Consider the following 19,775-nt stretch of genomic DNA (forward strand, 5'->3'; position numbering starts at 1 on the left):
AAGCCCCGGTGCGGTTCCGAGAGGAGACTGAAAATGGCGAAATCGCCCCGCAAGATCATCATCACCTGCGCCATCACCGGCGGCATTCACACCCCCACCATGTCGGACGCGCTGCCCTACAAACCCGCCGACATCGCCGCACAGGCGATTGCCGCGGCAAAAGCCGGTGCGGCGATCCTGCACCTGCACGCGCGCGATCCCGAAGTTGGCCGCCCCACCGCTGACCCCGAAGTGTTCATGCAGTTTCTGCCGGAGATTCGCCGCGCCACCAACGCCGTGGTCAACATCACCACCGGCGGCGGGCTTGGCATGACGATCGAACAGCGCCTTGCCGCGCCGCTGCGCGCCAGCCCGGAAATGTGCTCGCTCAACATGGGCTCGATGAACTTCGCGCTGCACCCGATGGCCGACAAATACACCAAGTGGAAATTCGACTGGGAAGAACCCTTCCTGCGCGCCAGCGATGATTTCATCTTCCGCAACACCTTCCGCGATATCGAGCGGGTGGCAAAGCTCTTGGGCGAGGGCCACGGCACCCGCTTCGAGCTGGAATGTTACGATGTCGGCCACCTCTACAACCTCGCGCATCTTGCCGACCGCGGCATTCTCAAGCCGCCCTTCTTCATCCAGACCATCTTCGGCATTCTCGGCGGCATCGGCCCGGACCCGCAGAATGTCGGCATCATGAAAGCCACCGCCGACAGGCTTTTCGGCACCGATTATCTTTGGTCGGTGCTGGCGGCAGGGCGGCACCAGATGCGGTTTCTGACACAGGCGCTGGTGCAGGGTGCCAATGTTCGGGTCGGGCTGGAGGACAATCTTTATATTGGCCCCGGTCGGCTCGCGGTCAGCAATGCAGAACAGGTCACCAAGATTCGCGGCATCATCGAGGCGCTCGATTTTCAGATCGCCACGCCCGACGAGGCGCGCCAGATGCTTGCGCTCAAGGGTGCCGACAAGGTGAGTTTCTGATGAGCGAGCAACCTGCGGGCAAACCGGCGCAGCGCGCGGTGGTACAGTTCGATTGCCACGGCACCGCCAGCGGCAAGATGCGCAACGACCTGAGCGTGCAGATGCGGCAGCCGTTTGCCGAAGGCCCGTTCGAGTTGGCCACCGACGAAGGTGCCTTTCACGGCGGCGAAGGCACCGCGCCGCCACCCTTGGCGCTGTTCGTGGCCGGGTTGACCGGCTGCATCATGACCCAGATCCGCGCCTTCGCGAAGCGCATGGGGGTAACCCTGACCGGCCTCACCGTCGATGCCCGCGTTGAATGGGACTGGGAGGCAAAGGGCCGGATCTATGAAACCGGGCCGCGCAGTTTCGAGGTTGATGTGGCAATCGAAAGCCCCGATGCGGAAGACAAGGTGGCGGCCCTTATCAATGCCGCGCGCAAGGGCTGTTTCATCGAGCAAACCTTGGGCCGCCAAAACACCATTCGCCACCGGATGAAAACGCCTGATGGATGGAAAGAGCTATGACCAACCCGCTCGACGGCTTCACCGTCACCGAAGCAGACATTTCCTATGTCGGGCAAGGCTTGCAGCGGCCCGAATGCATATTGGCTGAGCGTGATGGTTCGCTCTGGTCGGCCGATGCGCGCGGCGGTGTCGTGCACATTCGCCCCGACGGCAGCCAGGAACTGATCTCGCAAATGCACGATGATCGCTTTGCCGCAACCGCCGATGCCGCCGCCCGGTTCACCCAAGGCACGCTGCCCAACGGCCTTGCCTTTGATGCCGATGGCTCGATCCTGATCTCCAACTTCGGCACCGACAGGCTGGAGCGGATGACCCGCAGAGGGCAAAGCGAGGTGCTGCTCGACAGCATCGACGGCACCCCGATCGGCAAGGTCAACTTCGTGCTGCGCGACAGCAAGGGCCGCATCTGGCTGACCGTCTCGACCCGCATCAAGAACTGGATGCAGGCGATCAGCCCCAATATCGCCGATGGCTATGTGGCCGTGCTCGACGAACGTGGCGCGCGCATTGTCGCCGATGGCTTCCGTTTCACCAACGAGATCCGCTTCGATGCCGCCGAGGAATGGCTTTATGTGGTCGAAACCTCCGGCCGCCGCATCACCCGCCTGCGTATTGGTGCCGACACCTCGGTAACCGCGCGCGAGGTCTTCGGCCCCGCCGATACCGGCGGCTTTATCGACGGCATCGCCTTTGATGCCTTCGGCAATCTCTGGGGCACGCATGTAATGTCGGACCGGATCTTTGCGATCACCCCCAAGGGCGATTTCCGGGTGATCCTCGATGACGACGTGCCCGGCCCCTCTGCCGCGCTTTACGATGCCTTCGCCCGCGATGCGGTGACGCCAGAGCTGATGCTGGCCTGCGGCGGGCGCATTGCGCCATGGTTCGCGTCGGTCACCTTCGGAGGCCCTGACCTGCGCAATGTCTACATCGGCTCGCTGCGCGGCACCCGGATTCCGCTGTTCCGCAGCCCGGTTCCCGGCATGCCGATGGAGCATTGGCACCGCTAGAGCGCACCGGGGCAGCGCCACTAAGGCTTCCGGTCCCCGCCGGGGGGGATTACCAGACTATGCGCGGCGTATCGGGATGGCCTCAGAGACTTTCTGAACCACATCATCCCTGCTGACTTCCGTTGTCCTGACCGTCTCGGCCGCCGCATGTGCAACCGTGATACGCACATTATTCAGTTCGTTCTGGATCCCGCCAAAGCAACGGTTGAGCGCATCGAGGAAACCCACATTGCCGATTGGCTGCGGGGTCGGACTGGCGTTGTTTCGCGGGCTCGGGACGGTCGAAGGAAAGAGATAGATGCACGGGGGCGGCAGTCGATATGGGCCGACGTCTGTGAAGCGCTGTGCGCTGCCAAGCACTTTCGGGCATGGCCGAGCGATCGTCCCGCAGATCCAGTCCCAGACGATCAGCCCATCGACGCGCTGATTTCTAGAAATGATTTCGGCCGATAGCCGGGTGTGAATGCCAGACCAAACGTTGTGGCGCGGATCGGCCCCTGGGTTTGAACACACGCTCCAGAGAATGAATTCATCCGCGTGAGGAGGGCGTTCAAAAATGTTGGTGTTGTTCCCGTCAAGGCACCCCTTCAACTCGACAACAGATCTACGGCCGTCGTTCAGCGTAATGCTGTAGTCATGTCGATTTTCACCACCGGCAGAAATCCAGTCTTCAATCAAAGCCTGGTCTTGCATGTGATTGAGGATGGCCGCGACAAAGTCGCGCTTCGGCTGCATCGTCGCGGAGAACTGACCGCGAACGCGTTCGATGCTACCGCGAAACAGCCCGGACAGGTAAAAATCGTGTTCATCCAGACCATGAGTCCCGAGTGTGTGCGACTGAGTTTTCAAGACCTCGGCAAACTCGACGATCAGGTCCCGAAGCGCCTCATTTTTCTCGCACGGAATCACACTCATCAGTCTCTCTTTCTTCATAAATCTGCCGAGAGACTATCGGTTCGATGATGTGTTTTGCGATATGCCGAACCACTGGCACAGCAACCCCATCGCCGGTCAGATGGTAGGCTTCATTGTAGGCCTCTGGCAGCATGTAAGCATCTGGCAGCCCCATCAGCCGCGCGGTTTCCCGCGTGGAAATGAGGCGCGAACGGATCAGGTCGCCCTCAACCACCAAAATGGATTGCCGCGATGATCCGCCACCGGGCGTGCGCAGACAGCCCGCAATGTCATCAAAGCGAACTTCGGCACGCTGAACCTTGACCCCCTGTTGAAAACGGGTTCGTTTGTAAACGCCACCAACCATCCGAATCCCAGACGCTTGTGCGGTTTTGACTTTCGCGAGATTGACCTCCGACATCATCGACAAGAGCTGGCGCGTTTCTGTCTTGGTGTGCCAGCGCACTGAAGTGGGCGCTTCTTCAATAACGTCGGCGAAGCGCATTTCTCGGCGATCTGGCTTTGGCATCCTCCACCAGATCCAGTTCCTCTGAAGTTCTTCGGGGAGTGCGCAGTACGAACGGCGGAGGGCAGTCGTATGCCAAGGCTGCGATGGCCCGTCTGACGTGCCATGGACCGCCACGTCATCGCGTGTTGCAATGACAAAAAGTCTGGGCCTCGACTGCGGGACAAAGAGTTCAGCGTCTAGAACGATGGCTCCATACCTGTAGCCCAGACCGTCAAGGGCTTCACAGATGGCGGTAAAGTCCTTTCCTGCATGGCTTGTCAGGGTGCCGACAACATTTTCGAGGACCACGACCTTTGGTGCGCGCCCTTCGTCCTTCAACGACTGAATCTGGGAGATAAACGGCCAGAAGGTGCCTGACCTATCGCCGCGAAGACCTGCTCCACCGCCAGCAAGGGAGAGATCCTGGCAAGGAAACGACCCCCAAACCAAGTCTGCAACGCCTGGGAGGTCTTCAGGTGCTATGTTGCGAATATCATCGACAACCAGTTCGCCGTGCCCCCAGTTGCGCTTGTAGGTCTCGCCCTTCTTCCGGTCAAAATCATTAGCGAACAAGCACTTCCAACCTGTGCCGAGCCCAGCTCTTGCCATGCCCGCGCCAGCAAAAAATTCGTAAAAGCTAGGCATTTGCCACTCCCGGTTCGTTTCTGTTGTGCCCTAGTCAGGAGAACATTTCAAGATTCTTGGGTCCAAAATCCCGTGTCGTGATTGACATAAGGTTGACGTATCAAGATGCGGGAAGAGAAGCACCTGTCATTGGTTCGCCTGGGTAGAAGAAACTCCGCATCGCCGGTGTAGTCTCGTTTGCGGGCAAGTTGGCGTTGCCGATTGAATCTTCGAATTCGGCATCAAGAACTTCCATCCCAACCGCTTAACAACTCCTTAACATACCCCTGCAAACTCTCGCAAAAACAATGTCTTACCTCTCATAACGCGCGTGTTATCTAGGTGCCGCCGCCGCCCCGGCGTCACCTGAAAGGGCTTGCATCTGCTGCCCCCTTCCGGCATCCCATTCCCGACCCACGTCAGGACGCCCGCCATGATCCACAATATCGCCATTCTCGGTGCCTCCGGCTACACCGGGGCGGAACTCGTGAGGCTGATCGCCACCCATCCCACGATGCGGATCGTCGCACTTTCCGGCGACCGCAAGGCCGGGCTTTCGATGGGCGAGGTTTTTCCCCACCTGCGCCACCTGCCGCTGCCCGCCCTCTGCAAGATCGAAGAGATCGATTTCTCCGCCGTCGACCTCGCTTTCTGCGCGCTTCCCCACGCCACCTCGCAGGCGGTGATCGCGGCCCTGCCGCTTGGGCTGAAGATCGTCGATCTCTCCGCCGATTTCCGCCTGCGCGACCCTGCCGATTATGAGAAATGGTACGGCAAACCCCACGCCGCCCCCGATCTCCAGAAGGAAGCCGTCTACGGCCTGACCGAGTTTTACCGCAACGAAATCCGTGCCGCCCGCCTCGTCGCCGGCACCGGCTGCAACGCCGCCGCCGGCCAGTTCGCGCTCCGGCCGCTGATTTCGGCAGGCGTGATCGACCTTGACGAGATCGTGATCGACCTCAAGGCGGGGGTCTCCGGCGCGGGCCGCGCCTTGAAGGAAAACCTGCTGTACGCCGAGCTTTCCGGTGGCACCTACCCCTATTCGGCGGGCGGCAGCCACCGCCACCTCGGCGAGTTCGATCAGGAATTCAGCCTGTTGGCGGGCCGCCCCGTGCGGGTCCAGTTCACGCCGCACCTGATGCCCTTCAACCGCGGCATCCTCGCCACCGTCTATCTGCGCGGCAACCCGGCGGAAATTCATGCCACGCTGGCTGCCGCCTACGCTCCCGAGCCGTTTCTCGAGGTGCTGCCTTTTGGCGCACTCCCCTCGACACGCTCGATTGCAGGCTCCAATTATGTGCATGTCGGCGTGATCGGCGACCGCCTTCCCGGCCGGGCGGTGGTGATGGTCGCGCTTGATAACCTGAACAAGGGCTCGTCTGGGCAAGCGATCCAGAACGCCAACCTGATGCTTGGCATTGACGAGACCGCGGGCCTGCTGCTCGCCCCGGTCTTCCCCTGAAGGAGCGACGATGAAAAGTCTGAAGAAGAAACGCCGCGTCCAGGTACTGCTGCTGACGGCCTTCGCCCTCGTGTTGGCGACCGCACTCATCGGCTATTCGATGCGCGACGGCATCAACTTCTTCCGCTCGCCCAGTCAGGTTCTGTCAGAGCCGCCGAAACCGGGCGAAACCTTTCGCATCGGCGGATTGGTGGAAACCGGCAGCCTGGTGCGCGGCGCCTCGGAAACCGTCACCTTCAGCGTCACCGATGGCGCGGCCACGGTTCCGGTCAGCTTCACCGGCGTGCTTCCGGACCTCTTCAACGAGGGTCAGGGCATGATCGGCACCGGCAAGATGGAAGGCGAGGTCTTCATCGCCAGCGAAATCCTTGCCAAGCACGATGAAAGCTACATGCCCAAGGAAGTGATCGACGCGCTGAAGGAACAGGGCGTCTATCAGGCACCCGGCAGCTAGCGCGCGCTCGGGTCGGGCCGCCTTAACCTGAAGCCATGAGGCTTCCCCCCAGCCAAAGGGGGATAGCCCGTGAAGACCATTGCCGAGATTGCCCGCGAAATCGTCGCCCGCGAGGGTGGCTATACCGATGACCCCGACGACCCCGGCGGTGCCACCAAGCATGGCGTCACCATCGGCACGCTGCGCCGCCTCGGGCTTGATCTTGACGGCGACGGGCGGGTGGACGCGGCGGATGTGCGCGCCGTGACAGCTGCCGAGGCCGAGGACATCTTCATCCGGCACTATTTCGAGGCGGCCAACCTTGCGGCCCTGCCGGAGCCGCTGCAAGCGAGCGTGTTCGACATGTATGTGAACGCGGGCGGCGGCGCGGTTCGCATTCTGCAGCGGTTGCTGAACCAGATGGGGCAGGATGTGGCTGTCGATGGTGTGCTCGGGCCACAGACCGCTGCCGCCACGCAAGCCGCCTTTGCCGCAGCACCCGGGCATCTTGTCGATGCCTACGGCGTCGCCCGACGCAATTTCTACTACGCGCTCGGCGATGGCCGCCCGCAAAGCCGGAAATATGCGCGGCGCGAAAGCGATGGCGGCAAGGGCGGCTGGATCAAACGCGCCGAAGAATTCATTTCGCCGCGCTTTCATCTGAGCGATGCCGAACATCGCGCCCGGGTGGCAGCATGGGGCTGATCGATCGCGTCATTGGCGGCTCGGCAGCGGCAACCGCGCTTGGCAACGCCGCGGTTGGCGTGGCCGAGGTCTTTACCGCCAACGCCACCAAACAGATGGAGGCCTCGCAAGCGGCCTATATCGCGGCGCTTGATGAGCACGGGACCGAGTTCCAGTATCTGCGCCCCGGCCGTTTCGACCGTTTCGTGAACGGGCTGAACCGGATGCCTCGACCGATGCTGGCGCTCGGCACTCTGTCGCTTTTCATCTACGCGATGGCCGACCCTGTCGGTTTTGCCGAGCGCATGGTGGGCCTTGCCTATGTGCCCGAGCCGCTCTGGTGGCTTCTGGGGGCAATCGTCAGCTTTTATTTCGGGGCGCGCGAGGCCTATTACTTCCGCAATCGCGCCGCCCCGGTTTCGCCGCCGCTGCAGCAAGACGAAAATCTGGCGCTGCGCGAATGGCGCGGGGCTGGCAGCAGCTGATCCCGCGCCTGCTTCAGCCAAATATCCTCGGGGGGTGAATGCGCGGGAACCGCGCAGAGGGGGGCGGAAAGCCCCCTTTTCTTGCTCACCTCCGCGTCATCTAAGCGCTTGCCCATTGGCCTTGCCCGCGCATCCCCCTATGATCGCGTCTCGCGCCCATGGGGAGAATGAATCCGATGCTGAACGAACTTGGCCATTTCGCGCTGATCCTCGCCTTCGCGGTGGCGCTCGTTCAATCAAGCGTGCCGCTTATCGGGGCGCAAAAAGGCTGGGCGGGCTGGATGGCGGTGGGCGAGCCCGCGGCCTCGGCGCAGTTCCTGCTGATCGCGTTTTCCTTCGGCGCGCTGACCTGGGCTTTCGTGACCTCGGATTTCTCGCTGCAACTGGTCTTTTCCAATTCGCATACCGACAAGCCGATGCTCTACAAGATCTCGGGCGTCTGGGGCAACCACGAGGGGTCGATGCTGCTCTGGGTGCTGATCCTCGCGGCCTTCGGGGCCTCCGCCGCCTGGTTCGGCTCGGCGCTGCCGCCACGGCTCCGGGCGCGGGTGCTTTCGGTGCAGGCGATGATCGGCGCGGCGTTTCTTGGCTTCATCATCTTCACCTCGAACCCGTTCCTGCGGCTGGTCTCGCCGCCGTTCAACGGGCAAGACCTGAACCCGCTGCTGCAAGACCCCGGTCTCGCCTTCCATCCGCCGTTCCTCTATCTCGGCTATGTCGGCCTGAGCATGGCGTTCAGCTTTGCTGTCGCGGCGCTGATCGAGGGTCGCGTCGATGCCGCCTGGGCGCGCTGGGTGCGGCCCTGGACGCTGGCCGCCTGGATGTTCCTGACCATCGGCATCGCGCTCGGGTCGTGGTGGGCCTATTACGAACTTGGCTGGGGCGGCTTCTGGTTCTGGGATCCGGTCGAAAACGCCTCGTTCATGCCCTGGCTCCTGGCCGCGGCCTTGCTGCATTCCTCGATTGTCGTGGAAAAGCGCGAGGCGCTGAAAAGCTGGACCGTCCTCTTGGCGATCCTCGCCTTCGGCTTTTCGCTGATCGGCACCTTCATCGTGCGCTCGGGGGTCATCACCTCGGTGCACAGCTTCGCCTCGGACCCGCAGCGGGGCCTCTTCATTCTGGCGATTCTCGCGATCTTCGTTGGCGGCGCGCTGACGCTTTATGCGGCCCGCGCCGGGGCAATGCAGGCCAAGGGTGTGTTCGGCATGGTCAGCCGCGAATCAGCGCTGGTGCTGAACAACATCCTGCTGGCGGTGGCGGCACTTGTGGTGTTCGTCGGCACCGTCTGGCCGCTGGTGGCCGAGCTTTTCTGGGCGCGCAAGCTTTCGGTGGGCGCGCCGTTCTTTGAAAAGGCCTTCACCCCGTTCATGCTGGCGCTTGCCATTGCCCTGCCGATCGGCGCGGTGATGCCGTGGAAGCGCGCCAGCTTTGCGCGGGCGCTGCGCCCGCTCTGGGCGGCCGCAGTGCTGGCGCTGGCAGTGGTGGCACTGACCTGGGCGGTCGGCACCAACCGCTCGACCGTCGCGCTGGTGGGGGCGGGCTTGGGCAGCTGGCTGGTGTTTGGCGCGCTCGCCGAGCTTTGGCTGCGCGCGGCGCATCGGCCGATGCGGCTTGCCCGTCTGCCGCGCGCCGACTGGGGCAAGGCCTTTGCGCATGGCGGGCTTGGCATCACCTTCATCGGCATCGGTCTGCTGACCGCGTGGCAAAGCGAAGATATCCGGGTGGCGCAGATCGGCCAGCCGTTCACGGTGTCGGGCTACGAAATCACCCTGGATGCGGTCGATCAGGTGCCGGGCCCGAACTTCCGGTCAAGCACCGCCACCATGACGGTGCGGCAGGGCGGTAAACTGGTCGCCACGCTCTACCCCGAAAAGCGCGTCTACCCGGTGCAGGGGATGCCGACCACCGAGGCGGCAATCGACAACGGCATCTGGCGCGATGTCTATCTTGTGGTGGGTGACCCGCAAACCGGCGGCGGCTGGGCGGTGCGCACCTATATCAAGCCGTTTGCCAACTGGATCTGGGCTGGTGCGATCCTGATGGCATTGGGCGGGCTGCTGAGCCTTACCGACCGGCGCTACCGGGTGGCGGCGGGGGCGCGCAAGGCGCTGCCATTGCAAGCGGCCCCGGCGGAGTGATGCAGATGCTCAAACCCCTGCTGCTTTCCCTTGCGCTTCTGGCCACGCCACAACTTGCTGCCCCGCTCTGGGCGGTGCAGCCCGACGAGGTTCTGTCCGACCCGGTGCTGGAGGCGCGTGCGCGCGAGCTTGGCAAGGTGCTCCGCTGCCCGGTCTGCCAGGGCGAAAACATCGACGAATCGAACGCCACGATTTCGCGCGACCTGCGGCTGGTGGTCCGCGAGCGGCTGGTGGCAGGCGATGCCGATTGGCAGGTGCTCGACTACATCACCGCGCGCTACGGCGAATATGTTCTGTTCGAGCCCGAGGCCAGGGGGGTGAACCTGATCCTCTACCTCACCGGGCCGGTGGCGCTGTTGCTGGCGCTGGGCGGGGCTACGGTGTTCCTGCGCCGCCGCCGCAAGGGCGATGCGGCCGCACCAAAGCTTGACGACGCCGAGGCGCGGCGCGTCGCGGAAATCCTGCAGGAGTGACGCGCGGTTTCGCTTTCGCTTCCTTGCCCTGCCGCTAGCGTGGGTGGCAGCATTTGAGGGGAGGCAGGCCAATGCCCTACGGCGCAATCCGCTATGAGACGAGCGACGGTGTGGCGGTCATCACGCTGGCGCGCGGGCAGGTGATGAACGCGCTCAACACCTCGATGCGCGCAGAAATAACCGATGCGCTGCACCGCGCCGGTGCCGATGCGCGGGTGGTCGTGCTGACCGGCGAGGGCCGGGCCTTCTGCGCGGGTCAGGATCTGGGCGACGGCACCGACCTTGCCACGCTCGATCTGGAGCGGGTTCTGCGCGAGGAATATGCGCCGATGCTGGCTGCCATGCACAACTGCCCGGTGCCGGTGATTGCCGCAGTGAATGGCGTGGCGGCGGGGGCGGGGGCCAACCTCGCGCTTGCCGCGGATGTGGTCATTGCCGCCGAAAGCGCGGGCTTCATACAGGCCTTCACCCGTATCGGCCTTCTGCCCGATGCCGGTGGCACCTGGTTCTTGCCGCGGCTCGTCGGGCAGGCGCGCGCCATGGGGGCGGCGCTTTTTGCCGAGCGCATATCCGCGCGGCAGGCCGCCGACTGGGGGATGATCTGGGAAGCGGTGGCCGATGTCGATTTCGACCACCACTGGCGCGCCCGCGCCGCCGAACTCGCCAAAGGCCCGACGCGCGCCTATCTCGCGGTGCGGCAGGCGATGCTGGCGGGGGCGGGCAACGACCTCGCCGCGCAACTTGCGCTTGAGGCGCAGTTGCAGGGCGCGCTTGGCATCGGCCGCGATTTCGCCGAAGGCATTGCCGCTTTTCACGAAAAGCGCCCGCCCCGGTTCGAAGGGCGCTAGCGCTTCGCCTCAGCCCAGATAGACCAGCCTCGCGCTTGGGAACGCCGAAAGCGTTGCCACGATCGCTTCGCGTGGCATCAGGCAAAAGGCGGAACTCAGCGCATCTGCAAGTGCCGCCGAAGGTGCCGTGACGCTGACCAGTCGCCAGGGAAGGTCCGATGGCGCGCCGGTAGCGGGGTTGAGGATATGGCCCTGCAAGCCCGCATCATCAAAGGTGGTGCCGCGCGGTGCCGACGAGGCCAGCGCCATTTCACGCAAGCTCACGGCATCGGGCAGGATCGTGCCTTCGACATCCAGCGCCACCGGCCAAGCCCCGCCATCAGGGTGGCCACCCAGTGCGCGCATTTCGCCGGTATCGACCAGCACATCGGTCAGCCCCTCGGCGGTCAGAAGCGCCGCAACGCGGTCGGCGATGAAGCCCTGCGCAACGCCGTTCAGCGTAAGACCCATGCCGGGGCGGGCGAATGCGATCCGGTCGGCACCGATGCGCACATCACCCCAGCCGACCAGCGCCCGGGCTGCGGCAACCGCTTCGGGCAGAGGCGCGGCCCCCTTGGCGAAGCTTTCCGCGTAGAGCCGCCAGAGCGGCTGCACCGTGGGGTCGAAGAGCCCGCCGCTTGCACTGTGGATGGTGCCGCAGAGCGCCAGACATTCCAGCAGCTCGAAGGGCGGGTTCGCAAGGCTTCCATTCGCGTTCAGCACGGTCAGCGCCGAATCCTTTCGGTAGAGGCTGAACACCGCCTCAAGCCTCGCGATCTCGGCCAAGGCGCGGCCGATGATGCGTTCGGCGTCGGGGTGGGCCAGTGTAATCGACGCACCGGCACCAAGCGCCACGCCATCCCAGCGGTAAAGCGGCGCTGCCTGAAGCGCGCGTCCGGCGAAGGCACCCGCCCCAACCGCCCCGGCGGCGGCTGAGATGGTCAGGAAACGGCGGCGGTTCAGTGCGGGCATGGTGTTTCTCCGTGGTACATTCAGACAGGAACAGGTGGTGTCACTCGGCAACTTTGACAGCATGGGGGTGGTTGGCGTGGTGGGTCCGCTCGATCACATGCTCCACGGCATGGACGCCCTGGGCGACCTTCTCGCGCCGCTTCACCTGCTTGATGACCACCGGGCAGACTGATTTTGACTGGTATTGCACCTGACAATGCAGGCAGCTCAGGCATTCGTTGGGGTTGATCTCGCCGGTCGGGTGGATCGACTGCACCATGCATTCATTCGAGCAGATCTGGCAAGGGCTGCCACATTCGCGGTAGCGCTTTATCCAGTCGAACATGCGGATCCGCGCCGGAATGGCAAGCGCCGCGCCGAGCGGGCAGAGATAGCGGCAGAAGAAGCGCTCGACAAAGAGGCCGATGAACAGCAGCACCGAGAGGTAGAGCGTGTATGGCCAGGCGCGGGCGAACTTGAGCGTGATCGCGGTGCGGAACGGCTCCACCTCCGCATAGCGGATTGCGGTATCGAGCGAGGTCAGCGTGGCCCCGAACAACCCGAGGAAAATGATGTATTTCACCGCCCAAAGCCGCTCGTGCAGGCCCCAGGGCAGGGTCCATTGCGGAATATGCAGGGCCTTGGCGAGACGGTTTGTCAGCTCCTGCATGGCACCGAAGGGGCAAAGCCAGCCACAATAGGCCCCCCGGCCCCAGAAGATCAGGGCGGCAGCCACCGAGAACCACAGAATGAAGGCCATCGGGTCCATCAGGAAGGTTTCCCAGTCGAAACCGGACTGCAACGAGCTGGCCAGCGCCATCAGGTTGACGATGGAAAGCTGGGCGTTGGAATACCAGCCAAGAAACGCCAGCGTCGTGCCGAGGTAGCCGATGCGGAACCAGAAGGTGAGCCCGGCGGAACGGGTGAGGTAGCTCTGGAAGAAGAAGGCGGCGGTCAGCACTGCGAGCATCACCGCGAGCCCGGCAAGCTCGACAGACTTGTTCTGCCAGACACTATTGCGCATTGCCACCACAGCGGCGCGTTCCGCTGCCTGTTCGTATTGCGCAACCGTCATCACCGCCGGCGTGATGAAGTTGGCGGGAAGCGCAAAATCAACGCCATAGGTCAGGTAGGTTCGCTCGATGGCACCCATGCGACGTTCGACCAGCAATTCCAGCCGCCACGGCTGGGTCGGGTCGAACTCGGCAAATGCGGGGATCGCGAGCAGGCTGATTTCGGTCAGAATCGGTGTATCGGGCACCGCCAGCCGGTAAATCGACATCTGGTCGCGGCTGTTGAAGCGAATGGTCTTGTCGCCCTGCACCAGCGCAATGCGGTCAAAAAGCCCGTCATAACGATAGTTCGATCCGCGCCAGGAATAATCGCCCCGCGCCGCAACGACGATCGCGGCCCCGCCCGCTTCGACCATCGCGAAAAGGTCTGTGCGCTCGACGCCGCGCAAAAGCTGCGCGGCGATTCCGGGAACCGAGATGTCGGAGGCGTAGAGGTCGATGAACAGCTCGTCAGCCGCCCCGCGCGCCGGGAATTTGGCTGCGTTCGGGGGCTGGCCCGGTGCGGCAAAATCCTGGTTCAGCTGGGCGTTGGTCAGCCGGAGTTGCCGCAGCAGGCCCGCATCGAGCAGCGCCTGCCACGTTGCAGGTGCCTCGGCCTCGGGGTTTACGGTGGCAAAGGTGCCCGGCGGGCGGGCGGGCATTTCAAGCCCGCCAAGGCCGAGCGTGAAGGCGACCTTGAGACCGGCGCGGATGATCGAGTCTTCGATCACCCGAACCGAAACCGAAACGCCTGAAACATAGGGCCTGTCCTTCCCGGTGCCGCCTGGCACCGCCTCGGGCTTGAGGTCGCGCCCGGCGTAGCTTGCGACAAGCTGTTTCACGGTGGTGGCGCGCTTGCCGCTTTGCAGCAGCGGTTCGGATTGTTGCAACATCGCGGCACCCAGCACCACCGCATCGGGCGAGACCGCAGCGAGAATGTGGATCGGTCGGCTGGAATAGCCAATGGCACCGACGAGGTCGGAATTCATGAAGGCGTAGCCGATGGTTTCGCTGCCCTTCAACAGCGGCACCACCGGAATATCGTCGCGCATCGGGCCGTAGGCCTCGGCACCGGGCACCAGCTTACCAGCCGGGTAGAGCGCGATGAAATCGGGCAGAAGCGGCGCTTCCGATTGCGCGGCGGCTGGAAGCGCCAGCGCAACAAGCGCCAGTAGCGCCGACAGAAGTGTGCCAAGCCCGAAGCTTCGGGCAAATCTGACGGCGTGCATGCAAAGCTCCATGCTGGGAATGCGCTTGGAAGGCGGCGATGCGCAGGATATATCCCTTACCCCTGCGGCCAGATATACCTTATTTCAAGGCGCAATGCGGCATTTTTGCAGGGTTGGCGCGGGCGGGGCTGCCCCGCTGCATCAGTGAGGGTAATGATGCCGCCAAGCCGCGCCATGCTGAACCGGCCCAGCCGAGGATCATTCGTGATCGTCAAGGCCCCCGCAAGCCTTCGCATTCGCCTCGGCAAGGCCACGATGCCTGCCGCGTCATTTTCCCGTCCCGTCAGGTCGAGAGGCAGAGGAAAAGCCCGGTAGCGGGCAGCTGGAACGGCGCTTCTATCAGGGAGGCCAGGGTCCATCTGCCAGTGCTGGCAACATGTCCTTGCCGAAGCCTCAGTGAAAGTTCGGTACCACAGACGGCGCTCGGCCCACATCTTCGACGCCAAGCCGCAGCCCGCGCCCAAGCCGATGCGCAAGCGCCGACCATTCGCCGGCGGGGCCGGGGGGCAGCGTCTCGCGCAACACCGTATCGAAAAGCCCGAGCCAGACCGGGAAATGCGCCGCCTCCACGTTTCCGGCGCGGCGGTGCGCCATCATCGGGCTGCCTTCGTAGCCGACTTCACCCAGAATCGCGCCGCGCCAGAACCGCACGATCTTGGCCTCATGCGCAGGCCAATCGGTGACATGTGCGGCGAAAATGGGCCGCAGAACCGGATGCACCCGGGTGCGCGCGTAAAATCGCGCCACCACCCGCTCGATTTCCTCGGGCGTAACGGCAATACGGGGCGGCAGGTTCGGCATTCGGCACCTCCTCGCCCAAATAAGACGCGCGCGGCCGGTAGTGCAAGGGGAAGGCGGGGCCACTTTACGCGCCCGAGGCGCGCACCTATAAGGCGGCATGATCCGGCTGGCACGCATCACGGCACGAATTACCGGCCCGGCGCTCTGACCTCAGAGCCGCCGGGAAAAGCCGCCATGCCCTGCGCGCCCCCCGCGCGCCCATCCGCCTTGAAGGACCGCCCGAATGTGCGCCGAAACGCCTGACTACCGATCGACCGTATTCCTGCCCGAAACCGATTTTCCGATGCGCGCGGGTCTGCCCGACCGCGAGCCCGCATGGCTTGCCCGCTGGGAAGATATCGGCGTTTATGACCGCCTGCGCGCGCAGACAGGGCGCAAGCCCTTCGTGCTGCACGACGGCCCGCCCTACGCCAACGGCCATCTGCACATCGGCCATGCGCTGAACAAGGTCTTGAAAGACATGGTGGTGCGCAGCCAGCAGATGATGGGCTTTGATGCCCGCTATGTGCCCGGCTGGGATTGCCACGGCCTGCCGATCGAATGGAAGATCGAGGAGCAGTATCGCGCCAAGGGCCTCGACAAGGACGAGGTCGATATCGTCGCGTTCCGGCAGGAATGCCGTCGCTTTGCCGAATCCTGGGTCGAGGTGCAGCGCGAGGAATTCAAGCGCCTTGGTGTCACCGGCAAATGGGATGACCCATATCTCACGATGGATTACCACGCCGAGGCGGTGATTGCCGACGAGTTCATGAAGATCCTGATGAACGGCTCGCTTTACCAAGGCAGCAAGCCGGTGATGTGGTCGCCGGTGGAAAAGACCGCTTTGGCCGAGGCCGAGGTGGAATATCACGACCACACGAGCCATACGGTCTGGGTGCGGTTTAGGGTGGATCGCTATGTGTCAATGACAGAGAGCGTTCCAGGCGAGAAAATCGGTAAACTGTTTGGAACTTCAGTGGTGATTTGGACCACAACCCCGTGGACCCTGCCGCAGAACCGAGCGGTGTGCTTCAACCCCGACATCGAATACGGGATTTACGAAGTTGAGACGGTAGCCGAGGGCTCAACCGCGAAGGTGGGCGAAAGGCTGGTGCTTGCCGACAAGCTCGCGGGCGAGGTGTTCAAGGCGGCGAAGGTGGAAAGCTTCGCCATGCTGGATCGAGTTAGCGCGGATCAACTGAAAGCAGTTGTCCTCGCCCACCCCTTCCGCGGCGTCGAGGGCGGCGCGGGCGAGTGGGATTATGACGTGCCGCTTCTCGCCGCCGAGCATGTCACCGACGATGTTGGCACCGGCTTTGTCCACACCGCGCCCAGCCACGGCGATGATGACTATCAGGTTGGCCTGCGCCACGGCCTGCAAATGACCCACAACGTCGAACCCGATGGAACATTCCGCGCCGATCTGCCGCTCTTTGGCGGGCAGGCGATCATCACCCCCGACGGCAAGGAAGGCCCGGCGAATGTCAGCGTGATCAAGCAACTGGCCTATTCCGGCGCGCTCTTGGCCAAGGGCAAGATCAAGCACCCTTATCCGCATTCGTGGCGCTCGAAAGCGCCGCTGATCTACCGCAACACGCCGCAATGGTTCGCCGCGATCGACCGCAAGCTTGACGACGGCATGGGCACCTATGGCGATACCATCCGCGCCCGCGCGCTCAAATCGATCGACAAGCTGGTGCAATGGACCCCACCCACCGGCCGCAACCGGCTTTATTCGATGATCGAGGCGCGGCCCGACTGGGTGCTGAGCCGGCAGCGCGCCTGGGGGGTGCCGCTGACGGTGTTCGTGAAGAAGGGCGCGCGGCCAACCGACGCCGATTTCCTGTTGCGCGATGCGCAGGTGAATACCCGCATCGTGCGCGCCTTTGAGGATGAGGGGGCGGATGTCTGGTATGCGCCCGGCTTCAAGGAGAAGATGCTGCAAGGCATCGCCGACCCCGCCGCCTATGATCAGGTCTTCGACGTGCTCGACGTGTGGTTTGATTCAGGCTCGACCCACGCCTTCGTGCTGCGTGACCGGGCCGATGGCGCGCCCGATGGCATCGCCGACCTTTACCTTGAGGGCACCGACCAGCACCGTGGCTGGTTCCATTCCTCAATGCTGCAAGCCTGCGTCACCAAGGGCCGCGCGCCGTACCGCGCGGTGCTGACGCATGGCTTCACGCTTGATGAAAAGGGCATGAAAATGTCCAAGTCGGTCGGTAATACCGTGCTTCCCGACGAGGTCATCAGGCAATACGGTGCCGATATCCTGCGGCTCTGGGTGGCGCAGTCGGACTACACAAACGACCAGCGCATCGGCAAGGAGATCCTGAAAGGCGTGGCTGACAGCTACCGCCGCCTGCGCAACACCATGCGCTTCCTGCTGGGCAACCTTGCCGGCTTTTCCGAGGCCGAGCGGGTCGCCCCCGCCGATATGCCCGAACTGGAACAATGGCTGCTGCACCGGCTGGCCGAGCTTGATCATGTGGTGCGCAAGGGTTACGCGGCCTATGATTTTCAGGGTGTGTTTCAGGCGCTCTTCACCTTTGCCACGGTCGATCTTTCGGCCTTCTACTTCGACATCCGTAAGGATGCGCTTTATTGCGATGCGCCAAGCGGCCTGACCCGCCGCGCCGCGCGCAGTACGCTCGACCTCCTCTTCCACCGCCTGACCACATGGCTTGCGCCGATCCTCGTCTTCACCATGGAAGATGTCTGGCTGAGCCGTTTTCCCGGCGAGGCATCGTCGGTGCATCTGGTCGACATGCCCGCAACCCCTGCCGACTGGCTCAACGAACCCTTGGCCGCGAAATGGGAAGGCATCCGCCGCGCCCGCCGCGCAGTGACGGCGGCGCTGGAGGTGCAGCGTGCCGCCAAGGTGATCGGTGCCAGCCTTGAAGCGGCTCCGGTGGTGCATGTCGAGGATGCAGGGCTGCTCGCGGCGCTCAAATCGGTCGCTTTCGCCGACCTCTGCATCACCTCGTCGCTGGCACTGACCGCTACGCCCGCGCCCGAGGAAAGCTTCCACCTGCCAGAGGTGCCGGGTGTCGCGGTGGTGTTCGAGCTTGCAGACGGTGCCAAGTGCGAGCGCTGCTGGAAGATCCTGCCCGACGTGGGCAGCCATGCCCACGTCGGGGTCTGCGCCCGCTGCGACGACGCGCTGGCCTGAAAAAGCCGGGGGCTGCGCGCCCCCGGTCCCTGCGGGATATTTCTGGCAAAGAAGAAGCGGGTTTGTCAGATCGCCTTGACAGCCTCGCCGAGCAACTCGCGCACCTGCGCGGCCACTGCCTTCAGATCGGCATTGTCGATGGCCTGCATCGAGGCGACGGGGTCGATGGCGGAAACTTCGATGCCGCCATCGACCGCGCGCAAGATCACGTTGCAGGGCAGCATGGCACCAACACGCGGCTCCATGCCGATTGCCTTGTGCGCCATGCCGGGGTTGCAGGCACCCAGAATCCGGTAGGCAGGCATTTCGACATCAAGCTTTTTCTTCATCGTCGCCTGCACGTCGATCTCGGTCAGCACGCCAAAGCCCTTGGCAGCAAGCGCGGCGCGGGTGCGGGCGTCAACCTCGTCAACGCTGGCCCCGGTGATGGTGCGGTTGATCGTATAGCTCATGATCGTGTCTCCCTGAAATCATTGCCTGCCCGAAGTAGGCATTCCAAAGGCTGAATGCGAGTCCCCGTTCAACCGCGCCCATGCGGGGCGTTGAAATCGAGCACGGGGTTGACCGGAATGATCCGGTGCGGATTGATGGTTTCGTGGCTGAAGTGGTAGTGGCGCACGATATGGTCGAACCGCACCGTCTCGGCCACGCCCGGCACCTGATAAAGCGCCCGCGTATAGGCCCAGAGGCTGGGGTAGTCGATCAGGCGGCGGCGGTTGCATTTGAAGTGCAGATGATAGACCGGATCGAACCGCACCAGCGTGGTGAAAAGCCGCCAGTCGGCCTCGGTAAGCCGGTCTCCCACAAGGTAGCGCTGGCGCGAAAGCCGCGCCTCCAGCCACTCGAGGCTGTCGAAAAGCGCCAGCACAGCCGCATCATAGGCGGCCTGGGTGGTGGCGAAACCTGCCTTGTAAACGCCGTTGTTCACCGTGTCATAGACCCGCGCATTCACCGCCTCGATCTCGGCGCGCAGCGGTTCGGGCCAGAAGTCGTCATGGTTCCCGGTCAGCCTGTCGAAGGCCGAGTTGAACATGCGGATGATTTCCGAAGATTCGTTGGAAACGATGCAGCCCCGCTCGCGGTCCCAAAGCACCGGCACGGTGACGCGGCCAGAATAGCGCGGCTCGGCGCGCAGATAGATGTCGCGCAGAAAGGGCAGGCCGAAAAGCCCATCGCCCGTGGTGCCGGAAAAGTCGGTGGCAAAGGTCCAGCCCTCGGTCAGCATGTCCGGGTGCACCACCGAAACCCCGATATGGGGGCCGAGCCCCTTCAGCGCGCGAAAGATCAGCGCCCGGTGGGCCCAGGGGCAGGCATGGGAGACATAGAGGTGATACCGCCCCGAGACCGCCGCAAAACCGCCCGAGCCCGATGGGCCCTGCGCGCCGTCAGGCGTGACCCAGTTGCGAAACTGCGCCGCCCTGCGCACGAAGGCACCGCCCGTGGCAGCGGTGTCGTACCAGCTGCTGTGCCATTCGCCGTTGACCAACAATCCCATGCAGCGCCTCCGTCACCTCCTGCCCAAACTACGCGCTCCGTCGCCTGGATGAAACCGCCACCAGCGCGCAACCGCCCTTC

The 19,775-nt window shown here is 63.7% G+C and carries 18 protein-coding genes; 11 read left to right on the forward strand and 7 right to left on the reverse strand.

Annotated features, from left to right (window positions below; genetic code table 11):
* Positions 1–33: 33 nt before the first annotated feature.
* Genes Q8J98_RS13230 through Q8J98_RS13240 form a run of 3 tightly spaced genes read left to right on the forward strand, consistent with a single transcriptional unit; the run spans position 34 to position 2,488 of the window.
* Positions 34–972, forward strand: coding sequence for a 3-keto-5-aminohexanoate cleavage protein (locus tag Q8J98_RS13230; RefSeq protein WP_305294783.1), 939 nt, complete (start codon positions 34–36; stop codon positions 970–972).
* Positions 972–1,478 (forward strand): OsmC family protein, encoded by a 507-nt coding sequence (locus Q8J98_RS13235; protein WP_305294784.1) that lies wholly within the window; start codon positions 972–974, stop codon positions 1,476–1,478. Before Q8J98_RS13230 ends, Q8J98_RS13235 begins: the two co-directional genes overlap by 1 nt.
* The gene (locus tag Q8J98_RS13240; protein WP_305294785.1) at positions 1,475–2,488 is read left to right on the forward strand and encodes an SMP-30/gluconolactonase/LRE family protein; all 1,014 of its coding nucleotides are present in this window, start codon (positions 1,475–1,477) and stop codon (positions 2,486–2,488) included. The genes Q8J98_RS13235 and Q8J98_RS13240 overlap by 4 nt, the downstream gene beginning before the upstream one ends.
* 57 nt (positions 2,489–2,545) lie before the next feature.
* Here the strand turns inward: Q8J98_RS13240 and Q8J98_RS13245 are convergent, their stop codons facing one another.
* Positions 2,546–3,403 (reverse strand): hypothetical protein, encoded by an 858-nt coding sequence (locus tag Q8J98_RS13245; protein ID WP_305294787.1) that lies wholly within the window; start codon positions 3,401–3,403, stop codon positions 2,546–2,548.
* On the reverse strand, positions 3,375–4,535 hold the full coding sequence (locus Q8J98_RS13250; RefSeq protein WP_305294789.1) for a DNA cytosine methyltransferase: 1,161 nt from the start codon (positions 4,533–4,535) through the stop codon (positions 3,375–3,377). Before Q8J98_RS13250 ends, Q8J98_RS13245 begins: the two co-directional genes overlap by 29 nt.
* A gap of 412 nt (positions 4,536–4,947) precedes the next feature.
* Between Q8J98_RS13250 and argC the strand changes: the two genes are divergently transcribed.
* The 7 genes from argC to Q8J98_RS13285 all read left to right on the forward strand — a co-directional run bounded on the left by argC (position 4,948) and on the right by Q8J98_RS13285 (position 11,037).
* A complete protein-coding gene (gene argC / locus Q8J98_RS13255; protein ID WP_305294790.1) occupies positions 4,948–5,976 on the forward strand; it encodes an N-acetyl-gamma-glutamyl-phosphate reductase in 1,029 nt (342 codons plus the stop codon).
* 10 nt (positions 5,977–5,986) lie between these two features.
* Positions 5,987–6,430 (forward strand): cytochrome c maturation protein CcmE, encoded by a 444-nt coding sequence (ccmE, locus tag Q8J98_RS13260; protein WP_305183620.1) that lies wholly within the window; start codon positions 5,987–5,989, stop codon positions 6,428–6,430.
* A gap of 69 nt (positions 6,431–6,499) precedes the next feature.
* Complete coding sequence (locus tag Q8J98_RS13265) at positions 6,500–7,114, forward strand: holin-associated N-acetylmuramidase (protein WP_305294791.1); 615 nt, start codon at positions 6,500–6,502, stop codon at positions 7,112–7,114.
* Positions 7,105–7,578, forward strand: coding sequence for a holin family protein (locus tag Q8J98_RS13270; RefSeq protein WP_305294793.1), 474 nt, complete (start codon positions 7,105–7,107; stop codon positions 7,576–7,578). Before Q8J98_RS13265 ends, Q8J98_RS13270 begins: the two co-directional genes overlap by 10 nt.
* A gap of 176 nt (positions 7,579–7,754) precedes the next feature.
* Positions 7,755–9,716 (forward strand): heme lyase CcmF/NrfE family subunit, encoded by a 1,962-nt coding sequence (locus tag Q8J98_RS13275; RefSeq protein WP_305294794.1) that lies wholly within the window; start codon positions 7,755–7,757, stop codon positions 9,714–9,716.
* Between the two features lie 5 nt (positions 9,717–9,721).
* Positions 9,722–10,189, forward strand: coding sequence for a cytochrome c-type biogenesis protein (locus Q8J98_RS13280; protein ID WP_305294796.1), 468 nt, complete (start codon positions 9,722–9,724; stop codon positions 10,187–10,189).
* Positions 10,190–10,260: 71 nt separating this feature from the next.
* Positions 10,261–11,037 (forward strand): enoyl-CoA hydratase-related protein, encoded by a 777-nt coding sequence (locus tag Q8J98_RS13285; protein WP_305294797.1) that lies wholly within the window; start codon positions 10,261–10,263, stop codon positions 11,035–11,037.
* A 9-nt stretch (positions 11,038–11,046) separates the two neighbouring features.
* Here Q8J98_RS13285 and Q8J98_RS13290 read toward each other — a convergent pair whose 3' ends face one another.
* The 3 genes from Q8J98_RS13290 to Q8J98_RS13300 all read right to left on the reverse strand — a co-directional run bounded on the left by Q8J98_RS13290 (position 11,047) and on the right by Q8J98_RS13300 (position 15,049).
* Positions 11,047–11,988, reverse strand: coding sequence for an FAD:protein FMN transferase (locus Q8J98_RS13290; RefSeq protein ID WP_305294799.1), 942 nt, complete (start codon positions 11,986–11,988; stop codon positions 11,047–11,049).
* Positions 11,989–12,028: 40 nt separating this feature from the next.
* On the reverse strand, positions 12,029–14,248 hold the full coding sequence (locus Q8J98_RS13295; RefSeq protein WP_305294800.1) for a NosR/NirI family protein: 2,220 nt from the start codon (positions 14,246–14,248) through the stop codon (positions 12,029–12,031).
* 393 nt (positions 14,249–14,641) lie between these two features.
* The gene (locus tag Q8J98_RS13300) at positions 14,642–15,049 is read right to left on the reverse strand and encodes a group III truncated hemoglobin (RefSeq protein WP_305294801.1); all 408 of its coding nucleotides are present in this window, start codon (positions 15,047–15,049) and stop codon (positions 14,642–14,644) included.
* Positions 15,050–15,272: 223 nt separating this feature from the next.
* On the opposite strand from Q8J98_RS13300, the gene ileS reads away from it, so the two are divergent.
* Complete coding sequence (gene ileS, locus Q8J98_RS13305) at positions 15,273–18,200, forward strand: isoleucine--tRNA ligase (RefSeq protein ID WP_305294802.1); 2,928 nt, start codon at positions 15,273–15,275, stop codon at positions 18,198–18,200.
* A gap of 65 nt (positions 18,201–18,265) precedes the next feature.
* Here the strand turns inward: ileS and Q8J98_RS13310 are convergent, their stop codons facing one another.
* Positions 18,266–18,652, reverse strand: a complete 387-nt coding sequence (locus tag Q8J98_RS13310; protein ID WP_305294803.1) for a DUF302 domain-containing protein — start codon at positions 18,650–18,652, stop codon at positions 18,266–18,268.
* 68 nt (positions 18,653–18,720) lie between these two features.
* Entirely contained in the window at positions 18,721–19,695 is a 975-nt protein-coding gene (locus tag Q8J98_RS13315; protein WP_305294804.1) for a glutathione S-transferase family protein, read from the reverse strand.
* Between the last annotated feature and the right edge of the window lie 80 nt (positions 19,696–19,775).

The organism is Phaeovulum sp. (genome assembly GCF_030684035.1).
In the GTDB taxonomy this organism is placed as follows: domain Bacteria; phylum Pseudomonadota; class Alphaproteobacteria; order Rhodobacterales; family Rhodobacteraceae; genus UBA6213.

What these genes read in the sequence shown, in the direction of transcription:
- Q8J98_RS13230 (WP_305294783.1), top strand. Translation starts at nt 34, where the DNA reads ATGGCGAAATCGCCCCGCAAGATCATCATCACCTGCGCCATCACCGGC.
- ileS (WP_305294802.1), top strand. Translation starts at nt 15,273, where the DNA reads ATGTGCGCCGAAACGCCTGACTACCGATCGACCGTATTCCTGCCCGAA.
- ccmE (WP_305183620.1), top strand. Translation starts at nt 5,987, where the DNA reads ATGAAAAGTCTGAAGAAGAAACGCCGCGTCCAGGTACTGCTGCTGACG.
- Q8J98_RS13280 (WP_305294796.1), top strand. Translation starts at nt 9,722, where the DNA reads ATGCTCAAACCCCTGCTGCTTTCCCTTGCGCTTCTGGCCACGCCACAA.
- Q8J98_RS13300 (WP_305294801.1), bottom strand. Translation starts at nt 15,049, where the DNA reads ATGCCGAACCTGCCGCCCCGTATTGCCGTTACGCCCGAGGAAATCGAG.
- Q8J98_RS13295 (WP_305294800.1), bottom strand. Translation starts at nt 14,248, where the DNA reads ATGCACGCCGTCAGATTTGCCCGAAGCTTCGGGCTTGGCACACTTCTG.
- Q8J98_RS13275 (WP_305294794.1), top strand. Translation starts at nt 7,755, where the DNA reads ATGCTGAACGAACTTGGCCATTTCGCGCTGATCCTCGCCTTCGCGGTG.
- Q8J98_RS13270 (WP_305294793.1), top strand. Translation starts at nt 7,105, where the DNA reads ATGGGGCTGATCGATCGCGTCATTGGCGGCTCGGCAGCGGCAACCGCG.
- Q8J98_RS13250 (WP_305294789.1), bottom strand. Translation starts at nt 4,535, where the DNA reads ATGCCTAGCTTTTACGAATTTTTTGCTGGCGCGGGCATGGCAAGAGCT.
- Q8J98_RS13290 (WP_305294799.1), bottom strand. Translation starts at nt 11,988, where the DNA reads ATGCCCGCACTGAACCGCCGCCGTTTCCTGACCATCTCAGCCGCCGCC.
- Q8J98_RS13245 (WP_305294787.1), bottom strand. Translation starts at nt 3,403, where the DNA reads ATGAGTGTGATTCCGTGCGAGAAAAATGAGGCGCTTCGGGACCTGATC.
- Q8J98_RS13310 (WP_305294803.1), bottom strand. Translation starts at nt 18,652, where the DNA reads ATGAGCTATACGATCAACCGCACCATCACCGGGGCCAGCGTTGACGAG.
- Q8J98_RS13315 (WP_305294804.1), bottom strand. Translation starts at nt 19,695, where the DNA reads ATGGGATTGTTGGTCAACGGCGAATGGCACAGCAGCTGGTACGACACC.
- Q8J98_RS13235 (WP_305294784.1), top strand. Translation starts at nt 972, where the DNA reads ATGAGCGAGCAACCTGCGGGCAAACCGGCGCAGCGCGCGGTGGTACAG.
- Q8J98_RS13285 (WP_305294797.1), top strand. Translation starts at nt 10,261, where the DNA reads ATGCCCTACGGCGCAATCCGCTATGAGACGAGCGACGGTGTGGCGGTC.
- Q8J98_RS13240 (WP_305294785.1), top strand. Translation starts at nt 1,475, where the DNA reads ATGACCAACCCGCTCGACGGCTTCACCGTCACCGAAGCAGACATTTCC.
- argC (WP_305294790.1), top strand. Translation starts at nt 4,948, where the DNA reads ATGATCCACAATATCGCCATTCTCGGTGCCTCCGGCTACACCGGGGCG.